This window comes from Kineococcus aridisoli (assembly GCF_050871885.1).
Taxonomy (GTDB): Bacteria; Actinomycetota; Actinomycetes; order Actinomycetales; family Kineococcaceae; genus Kineococcus.
In genome coordinates, this window is sequence record NZ_JBJLSF010000132.1 from 1 (window position 1) to 9049 (window position 9049).

Annotated in this window: 9 protein-coding genes and 1 pseudogene; 9 read left to right on the forward strand and 1 reads right to left on the reverse strand. The window is 75.4% G+C overall.

Going from position 1 to position 9049, the window contains the following annotated elements; translation table 11 throughout:
• Positions 1-895: pseudogene (locus tag ACRYM2_RS22045) on the reverse strand (hypothetical protein); the annotation flags it as partial.
• A gap of 262 nt (positions 896-1157) precedes the next feature.
• On the opposite strand from ACRYM2_RS22045, the gene ACRYM2_RS22050 reads away from it, so the two are divergent.
• The 9 genes from ACRYM2_RS22050 to ACRYM2_RS22090 all read left to right on the forward strand — a co-directional run bounded on the left by ACRYM2_RS22050 (position 1158) and on the right by ACRYM2_RS22090 (position 9019).
• A complete protein-coding gene (locus ACRYM2_RS22050) occupies positions 1158-2396 on the forward strand; it encodes a PucR family transcriptional regulator (protein ID WP_432524750.1) in 1239 nt (412 codons plus the stop codon).
• Between the two features lie 187 nt (positions 2397-2583).
• Complete coding sequence (locus ACRYM2_RS22055; RefSeq protein ID WP_432524762.1) at positions 2584-3678, forward strand: TerC family protein; 1095 nt, start codon at positions 2584-2586, stop codon at positions 3676-3678.
• A 169-nt stretch (positions 3679-3847) separates the two neighbouring features.
• Entirely contained in the window at positions 3848-4024 is a 177-nt protein-coding gene (locus ACRYM2_RS22060) for a DUF1059 domain-containing protein (RefSeq protein ID WP_432524751.1), read from the forward strand.
• Between the two features lie 91 nt (positions 4025-4115).
• Complete coding sequence (locus ACRYM2_RS22065; protein WP_432524753.1) at positions 4116-4454, forward strand: hypothetical protein; 339 nt, start codon at positions 4116-4118, stop codon at positions 4452-4454.
• Position 4455: 1 nt separating this feature from the next.
• Positions 4456-5250 (forward strand): nitroreductase family protein, encoded by a 795-nt coding sequence (locus tag ACRYM2_RS22070; protein WP_432524755.1) that lies wholly within the window; start codon positions 4456-4458, stop codon positions 5248-5250.
• 10 nt (positions 5251-5260) lie between these two features.
• Complete coding sequence (locus ACRYM2_RS22075; protein ID WP_432524756.1) at positions 5261-6223, forward strand: nucleoside hydrolase; 963 nt, start codon at positions 5261-5263, stop codon at positions 6221-6223.
• Between the two features lie 43 nt (positions 6224-6266).
• Positions 6267-7091, forward strand: coding sequence for a DNA polymerase beta superfamily protein (locus tag ACRYM2_RS22080; protein ID WP_432524758.1), 825 nt, complete (start codon positions 6267-6269; stop codon positions 7089-7091).
• Positions 7092-7166: 75 nt separating this feature from the next.
• Positions 7167-8261, forward strand: a complete 1095-nt coding sequence (locus tag ACRYM2_RS22085; RefSeq protein ID WP_432524759.1) for a Gfo/Idh/MocA family protein — start codon at positions 7167-7169, stop codon at positions 8259-8261.
• Positions 8258-9019, forward strand: coding sequence for a ThuA domain-containing protein (locus ACRYM2_RS22090; RefSeq protein ID WP_432524760.1), 762 nt, complete (start codon positions 8258-8260; stop codon positions 9017-9019). Before ACRYM2_RS22085 ends, ACRYM2_RS22090 begins: the two co-directional genes overlap by 4 nt.
• Positions 9020-9049: the final 30 nt, after the last annotated feature.

Consider the following 9049-nt stretch of genomic DNA (forward strand, 5'->3'; position numbering starts at 1 on the left):
AGTGCGCCATCGCCGTCGTCGCGGGCGGGCTCCTCGCGCGCCTGCCCGACCGCCCGGCCGCGGCGTCGGCGGCGGCCTTGGCCTTGGCCAGGTTCTCGGCGCGCTGGGCGTCCGAGAGCGCGCTGCCCATGGCCTGCGCCTGCAGCGAGGCCAGCGCGGCGACCTGCGTGCGCTGCTGGGCGACCAGCGCGTCGGACTGCTGCTTGGCCGCGACCGCGATGTCGGCCTGCTTGCGCGCCTCCTCGGCGGCCGCGGCGGCCTTGAGGGTGGCGTCCGCCTGGACCCGCTGCGCTTCCTCGTACGCCTCGACGGCACTGGTGCGGCCGTCGCCGATGCGCTTGACGGAGGCCATCGCGCTGGCGGTGTCGTCGGTCGGGCCGCCCTGCAGGACGGTGACCAGGCCGGAGTACTCCTGCAGCGAGCCGCCGCCGCGGTAGGCCTGCGAGGCCCACTGGCCGAGGTCCTTCTTGCCCTCGGCGAGGGTGGCCTCGGCCTGCGCCAGCCGCTCGCGCTGGGCGATCTCCTCCTGCTCGGCGGCCCCCTTGGCCTCCATCGCCTGCTGGTAGGTCTCCAGCGCGGCACCGGCCTGGGCGGCCAGGGCGTCCAGGGTGGCCTGCGCGGCCTCGTAGTCGGCCTTGGCCTGCGCCGCCTTGGCCTGGGACTCCTGCGCCTGCCGCTGCGCGCGCTCCAGCTCCTCGGGGGAGGGGGCGGCGTCCGCCGCCACCACGGGGGCCAGCACCGCGCCGGTCGAGGTGCCCACCGGCACGGTGGCCGCCGAGGCCGGGGCGGCGACGCCCAGGGCCAGGCAGCCGGTGCCGGCGGCCGCCGTCACCAGCAGCAGCGCGGAGCGCAGTCGGGAGGTCCGTCGGGGGGAGCGGGCCGGGGCAAGCAGCACGTCGGGTACGTCCAGTGCGGTCGGGGGCGCGAGCCCGGGGCGGCGTCGTCTGGTGCGTCGTCGGCAGGTGGTGTGGAGGACCCGTGGGGGTCCACCGCAGCGGACACTACCTCTCACGACCTCGGCACCACGAGCACCACCGCGGAGGTGTGGACGAGGAATGTGATGCAGATCACCTCACGCAGCGTCTGCGCGTGCTTTCGAACGGCCACCGACGCCCGCCGTCCGTGGCACCATCGCGCCGGCTGGCAGAGTGCGGCGCGTGCACGAGCGCCCGAGCGGACCCGCCGAACCGCCCGCTCCGCGCGCCGGCGCGCAGCCGCACCCCGCACCCGCCCCGCAGCTGCCGGACGCCGAGCGCCTGGGCCTGGTGGCCGCCGCGGCCTCCGACGACGCCGGCGGCACCGACCCCGCCCTGCTCGGCGACTTCCTCGAAGCCGTCTGGCGCGCCGTCCTCGCGCGCCGCAGGCTGTCGGCCTCCCGCATCGCCCGCTGCCGCGAGGTGGGGGAGGCGGCGGCCACCAGCGGGGTGGCCCTGCGCGCGCTGCTGGACCTGTACCTGTCGGCGGCGTGGCGGCTGTGGCGCCACCTGCCGCCCGTGGCCGCCGCCCGGGTGGACCCCGACGCCGTCGTCACCGCGGGCGAGGTGGTGCTGCGCGCCACCGACGACGCCGTCGCCGCCCTCACCGAGGGCTACCAGCTGGCCCGCCGCCGCCTGGTGCGCCGGGAGGAGTCCGACCGCCGCGAGTTCGTCGACGACCTGCTCTCCGGGACCGCCGACGTGCCCGGCCTGCTGCGCCGGGCGCCCCGCTTCGGGCTGGACCTCGCCGGCCCGCACGCCGTGTGCGTCGTGCGCGCCGGCACCCCCTTCAGCGCCGGCGACGCGCTGCTGGCCGCCGTCGAGCGGAGGCTGCAGGGCAGCGCCGCGGACGCCGACGCGCTGGTGGCCACCAAGGACGGCGCGCTCGTCGTCGTCTTCGCCGCGCCCGACCGGGCCGCCGTGGACGAGGTCGTCGAGCGGGTGCGCGCCGTGCTGGGGCCACCCGCGCGCGGCGGCTGGCGGGCGGGGGTCGGCCGCCCGGGCACCGGGGCGGGCAGCGTCACCAGCTCCTACGAGCAGGCCCGCCGGGCCCTGGACCTGGCCGGCCGCATGGGCGCCGCCGAGGCCGTGGCCGACGCCGCCGACCTGCTCGTGTACGACGTCCTGCTGCGCGACCGCTCCGTGGCCACCGACCTCGTCGAGTCCACCCTCGGGCCGCTGCGCTCGGTGCGCGGTGGCGCCGAGCCGTTCCTGGCCACGCTGGAGGCCTACCTGGAGTCCGGCGGCAACGCGACCGAGACCGCGCGCCGGCTGCACCTGTCGGTGCGCGCGGTCACCTACCGCCTGGCCCGGGTGCGCGACCTCACCGGCGTCGACGCCACCCGCCCCCAGCAGCGCTTCGGCCTGCAGGCCGCCGTCCTGGCCGCACGCGCCCTCGGCTGGCCCGCCGCCGGCAGCTGATTGCCGACTCTCGGCAATGCCGCGGGCGCAAGTCGTCCACCGCTCGACTCGTCACTTCCAGCTCCCGGAAGTCACCATGGAGGAGCGGCACCCGCCGCCTCGTCCTACGACCTGAGGAGCCCTCGTGAGCTTGGGACTCGACGTCCCCGTGTGGGCCTGGGTGGCCTTCGGCGCGGTTATCGTCGTCATGCTGCTGATCGACCTGCTGGGCCACCGCGGAGCTCACGTCATCGGCTTCAAGGAAGCCGCCGTCTGGAGCGCCGTCTGGGTGGCCATCGCCCTCGTGTTCGGCGTCATCATCTTCGTCGCCTACGGCGTGGAGGCCGGCACCGCCTACACGACGGCGTGGTTGCTGGAGAAGAGCCTGTCGGTCGACAACCTCTTCGTCTTCGCGCTGATCTTCGGCTACTTCAAGGTGCCGCGCGAGTACCAGCACCGCGTCCTGTTCTTCGGCGTCTTCGGCGCCCTGGTCTTCCGCGGCATCTTCCTGGCCCTCGGCGTGGCCGTCGTCGAGCGCTTCACCGCCATCCTCTTCGTCTTCGGCGCGATCCTGCTGTGGTCGGCCTGGAAGATGCTCAAGGGCGACGACGAGGAGATGGACCCGAGCACCAACATCGGCGTCCGGTTGCTCAAGCGGTTCGTCCCGCTGAAGGACGAGTACCACGGCCAGAAGTTCTTCATCAAGGAGGCCGGCAAGCGCTACGGCACCCCGCTGCTGGCGGTCGTGGCGGCCATCGAGGCCGCGGACCTCATCTTCGCCGTCGACAGCGTCCCGGCCGTCCTGGCCGTCACCAGCGAGCCGTTCATCGTCTACTCCTCCAACGCCTTCGCCATCCTGGGCCTGCGCGCCCTGTACTTCCTGCTCTCCGGGCTGCTGGAGCGCTTCCACCTGCTGAGCAAGGCGCTGGCGTTCATCCTCGCCTTCATCGGCGTCAAGCTGTTCTTCCAGGCCGGCCACGAGGTCATCAGCCCCTCGATCCCCCACGTGCCGACCTGGCTGAGCCTGGCCGTGATCGTCGTCTCGCTGACGCTGGCCATCGTCTTCAGCCTGCGCAGGCCGGCCCCCGCCGGGCACTCCGCGGACGGTGCGGACGGTGCGGACGGTGCGGACGGTGCGGACGGTGCGGACGGTGCGGACGGTGCGGACGGCGAGCACCAGGTGACCGGCGGCACCGGGAGCGCCGGGAGCACCGGGAGCACCGGGAGCACCGAGAGCACCGACGGCGCACCTCCCGCGGCGCGCCCCGAGGAGGGCGCCACCCGCGCCGAGCGCCGCCCCTAGGCGCCCCCCCGGGCGCCGGAGGTGCCCGTGAACGCCCGCTCGTCCCCCGGGACGGGCGGGCGTTCGCCCGTCCGGGCGGTTCCGCGCCCGAACTCCTCAGGTCGCGCCCGGGGGCGGCCGAGCACCGGGGGACGAGCCGGTGCCCGCCGGCGAGCAGAGGAGGAGCGACGTGAAGCAGTTCACGTGCGGTGACGTGGTGGCCGGGTGCCCCCGCACCTTCACGGCCACCGACAGCGACGGCATCCTCACCCAGGTCAACGGCCACGCCCGCTCCGACCACCACCTGGCCGACGTGCCCGCCGAGCTGGTGGGGCAGGTGCTGCTGGCCATCCGCGAGATCGCCTGACGCGCCTCCGGGCCGCCGCCGGGCCGCCTCCAGGTCCGCATCCAGGCCAGCCCCGGACCGCCCGCCGGCCCCGGGCGGTGGACGTGGTGTGATGTCGCCCGTGCTCGCGACCCGCGGGGCGGTCCTGACCGCCACCGGCAGCTACCTGGCCAACTGCGCCCTCGGCGCGGCGGTGGCCACCCGCCTCCTGGACACCTCGCGGGTGCGCTGGGTCCACCACGGCCTCTACGTGCTGACCGCGCTGACGACCGCGGCCGCGGGGGGACTGCTGGCGTGGCGGCGCGACCCGGCGTTCTGGCGGCTGCTGCCGGCCGCCGCCCCGCTGACCGCCATCCCGCGCGTGTCCGCGCGCTCGCCGTGGCACCCCGCCCTCGCGCTGACCGCCGCACCGGCCTACGCCGCCGCGCTGCTCGGCACCCGGGACGCCTGAGGTGGAGCTGCGCGAGGCCATCGCCGCCCGGCGGACCACGAACGGGCCCTTCCTGCCCGACCCGGTCTCCGCCGAGCACCAGCGCCTGCTCGTCGAGGTCGCCGGGCGCGCCCCCTCCCAGCTGAACAGCCAGCCCTGGCGGTTCGTGCTCGTGGAGTCGCGCCCGACCATCGAGGAGGTCGCCCGCATCAGCGGCGAGTCGATGACGACCGCGATGGGCAACGGGACGTTCTTCGAGCGCTACAAGCGCTGGTTCCGCTTCAGCCCCGAGGAGATGGAGCGCACCCGCTCGGGGATGCTCTTCGACAAGCTGCCCGCCCCGCTGCGCCCGTTCACCCAGCAGGTCTTCACCCGCCGCGGCCAGCGGGTGGTCAACGCGCTGCGGGTCCCGCAGACCCTGGGGGAGCAGAACCGCAAGCTCGTCGCCGGCTCCCCGCTGCTGCTGGGCGTCATGCTCGACCGCGGGGAGTACCGCCCCGGCGAGCTGTCGGCCTTCTACTCGGTGTTCAGCATGGGCGCGGCGATGGAGAACCTGTGGCTGACGACCACCGAGCTGGGGCTCGGCATCCAGTTCGTGAGCTTCCCCATGGAGGTCGAGGGCGCCTGGCAGCGCATCGTGGACCTGCTGGCCGTGCCCGACGACCTGGAGCTCATGGCCGTCTACCGCATCGGCTACCTGCCCGAGCAGGCGCGCCGGCCGGTGATCGACTGGTCCAGCAGCGAGCGCAAGCGCGTCTCGCAGTACGTCTTCCGCGAGGACTGCCGCACCCCGCAGTCCGGCTGGGACGCCCCGTAGGATCCGGCGGGTGACGGCAGCGCTCCCCACCCCGGTCCACCTCGACTGCGACACCGGCATCGACGACGCCCTGGCCATCGGCTGGCTCGTCGCCACCCCGGGGGTGGAGCTCGTCGGCGTCTCCACCGTCAGCGGCAACCTCGACGCGGCCGGCGGCGCCCGCAACACCCTGGACCTGCTCGCGCTGCTGGGCCGCCCGCAGGTGCCGGTGGCCGTCGGCGCGCACGACTTCCTGGACCACCCGTACGCGGGCGGTGCGCCCGAGGTGCACGGCGTCAACGGCATCGGCGAGGTGCGCTTGCCGCGCGCCGCCGCCGAGCCGGTGGGCCACGACGGGGCGCACGCCATCGTCGAGGCCGCCCGCGCGCACGCGGGGCGGCTGCACCTGCTGGCCATCGGCCCCTTCACCAACCTGGCCCTCGCCCTGGAGCTGGAACCGGAGCTGCCGCGGCTGGTGCAGCGCCTCACGGTCATGGGCGGGGCGGCGATGGCGCCCGGCAACGTGTCGGCCGTCGCCGAGGCGAACGTCGCCAACGACCCGCTGGCCGCCCACCGCGTCCTGACCGCCGGTTTCGACGCCACGATGATCGGCCTCGACGTGACGATGCGGCACGTGTTCGAGGAGGAGCACCGCCGGGCGCTGCTGGCCGTCGGCACCCCCGCGACGACGGCGCTCGCGCAGATGCTGGAGTTCTACTACCGCTTCTACGCCCAGCGCTTCGGCCGCCCGTGCGCGGTTCTGCACGACCCGCTGGCCGCGGCCGCCGCCACCGGCGACGTCGAGCTCGCCTCCGCCCCCCGCGTCCCCGTGGTCGTCGACCACACCGACGGCCCCGGCCGCGGGCAGACGATCGCGGACCTGCGCGGGGTGTACGCGGGGTTCCCCGACGAGGCCGCCGGCGGGGTGCGGGTGGCCCTGGAGGTCCCGGGCGACTTCGCCGGCGCGCTGCTGCAGCGGCTGTCGACGCTCTGAAACCCGCTGGCCCGGCCGGGGCGGGCGCTCCTACCCTCGTGCGGTGATCACCCACCCCCACGCCGGCGAGCAGGCGCGCCGGCTCGCCGAGGCCGGGACGGTGCTGCGCACCCAGGTGGGCAGCGGCGTGCACGGCACCGCCGTCGACGGCCAGGACGACCGCGACGAGCTGGGCGTGTGCCTGGAGCCGGCCGAGTTCGTCACCGGCCTGGCGCGCGTGCGCACGCCGGGCGGTCGGGAGATCCCCTTCGAGCAGTACGAGCTGCACACGGCGTGGGCGCGCCCGCGCGGCCTGGCCGAGCGCTCCGGCCCCGGCGACCTGGACGTCGTCGTCTACGGCGCGCGCAAGTGGGCCCGGCTGGCCCTCGCGGGCAACCCCACGGTGCTGCTGCCGCTGTGGGTGCCGCAGGCGGAGGTGGTGGTGTGCACCCCGGCGGGGGAGGAGCTGCGCGCGAACGCCTCCCGCTTCGCCAGCCGGGACGCGGGCCGGCGGTTCCTGGGCCACCTGCGCTCCCAGCGCGAGGCGCTGCTGGGGGTGCGCGGGCACCGCGCCGCCGTCCGCGCGCGCCGCTCCGCCGCCGGCTACGACACCAAGCGCGCGATGCACGCGCTGCGGCTGGGCGTGCAGGGCCTGGAGCTGCTGCGCACCGGCCGCGTCACGCTGCCGGTGCCGCAGCCCGAGCTGGACGAGCTGCGCGCCGTGCGGCAGGGCCACCGGCCGCTGGCGGCGGTGCTGGAGCGGCTGGACGGCCTGGAGGCGGACCTGGTGGCGCAGCTGCGCAGCAGCGACCTGCCGCCGGGTGGTGACCGGGCCTGGGTGGACGGCTGGCTGGAGCGCTCCTACCGGCGGTTCTGGGCCGCCGCCTGAGGCGCGGGGCGGGAGCGGTGAGATCGCCGGTCCCGCCCCGTGGTCATCCGGTGCGAGCCCTGCTAGCTTGACGACGTGGTTGATTCAGGCAGTGAAGCAAGTTCGCCCACGCGCATCCTCCACGTCGGCCTCGGCGGCTGGGGCACGGACTGGGAACGCAACGCGATACCGCCGGTGGAGGAGGTGGAACGGGTCGGCGTCGTCGACGCCCACGAGCCCACGCTGCGCGCCGCCCAGCGCACCCTCGGCCTGCCGGACGCCGCGTGCTTCACCTCCCTCACCGAGGCCGCCGCGCAGGTCGCGGCCGACGGGGTGGTGATCACCGCTCCCATGGACCTGCACGTGCCGCTCGCGCTGGAGGCCCTGGAGGCCGGGCTGCACGTCCTCGTCGAGAAGCCGTTCGCCGGGACCCTGGCCGAGGCCCGCACCGCCGTCGAGCGCGCCGAGGAGCTCGGCCTGGTGCTGCAGGTCAGCCAGAACTACCGCTTCTACCCGGCACCGCAGACCGTGCGCCGCCTCGTGGCCGAGGGGGCCGTCGGCGACCTGTCCGTCGTGCACGTCGACTTCCGCCGCTGGGACCACGACGAGCCGGTGGAGACCTACCGCCACTACGCCTTCCCGCACCCGCTGATCTACGACATGGCCATCCACCACTTCGACCTGCTGCGGATGGTCACCGGCCGCGAGGCCGTCAGCGTCTACGCGCGCACCACCGACCCGCCGTGGAGCCGGTACGCCGAGGAGGCCTCCGCCGTCCTCGTCATCGAGCTGACCGGCGGCCTGGTGGCCAGCTACCGCGGCAGCTGGGTCAGCCGCGGCCCGCAGACCACCTGGGACGGCGAGTGGGCGCTGGAGGGCGAGCGCGGGCGCATCACCTTCACCGGCCGCGGTGACGACGGTCCCGCCGACGACGTCGTCGAGGTCAGCCTCGGCGGCGGCGCGCCGGAACCCGTCGAGCTGCCCGCGATGGACCTGTGGGGGCGCTCGGCCGGCCTGCGGCAGTTCGCCCGCGCGGTGCGCGGCGGCCCCGCGCCGGACGTGACGGGACGGGCGAACCTGGGCAGCATCGCCCTCATGGAGGCGGCGGCGCGCTCGGCGGAGTCCGGCCGGGTCGAAGCGGTGGAGCAGGTCGAACCGTCGGAGCAGCTCGGAGGGGTGGGGCAGGCGTGAGCGAGCAGACCGGGCGGCCGCTGCGCGCCCTCGTGTGGAACGAGGGCGTGCACGAGCGCAACCACGACCCCGCCGACATCGGCGAGTACTACCCCGAGGGCATCCACGGCGCCATCGCGGCCGGACTGCGCCGGCTGCTGCCGGACGCCGAGGTCGCCACCGCCACCCTCGACGAGCCCGAGCACGGGCTGAGCGAGCAGGTGCTCGAGCGCACCGACGTCGTCCTGTGGTGGGGCCACGTGGCGCACGAGGCCGTCGACGACGCCGTCGTGGAGCGCGTGCGCCGGCACGTGCTCGGCGGGATGGGCCTGCTGGTGCTGCACTCGGGGCACTACTCGAAGGTCTTCACGCGGCTGCTGGGCACGACGTGCTCGCTGGCGTGGCGCAACGAGGGCGAGCGCGAGCTGGTCTGGACGGTGAAGCCGTCGCACCCGATCACCCGGGGCGTGCCCAGCCCGATCGTGGTGCCGCGCCAGGAGATGTACGGCGAGCTGTTCGACATCCCCGACCCCGACGACCTGCTCTTCATCAGCTCCTTCGCCGGCGGGGAGGTGTTCCGCTCCGGGGTCACGTTCACCCGCGGCCGCGGGCGCATCTTCTACTTCAGCCCCGGCGACCAGGAGTACCCGGTCTACAACCAGCCGGAGATCCAGCAGGTCCTGGCCAACGGCGTCCGCTGGGCCGCGCCCACCGACGGCGAGCGCGTCGTGCCGGACGTCACCAACCCCGCGCGCGGGTGGTTCGCGGACGGCGCCTGAGCCCGACCGGGGGCGCCGGCGGCCGCCGGC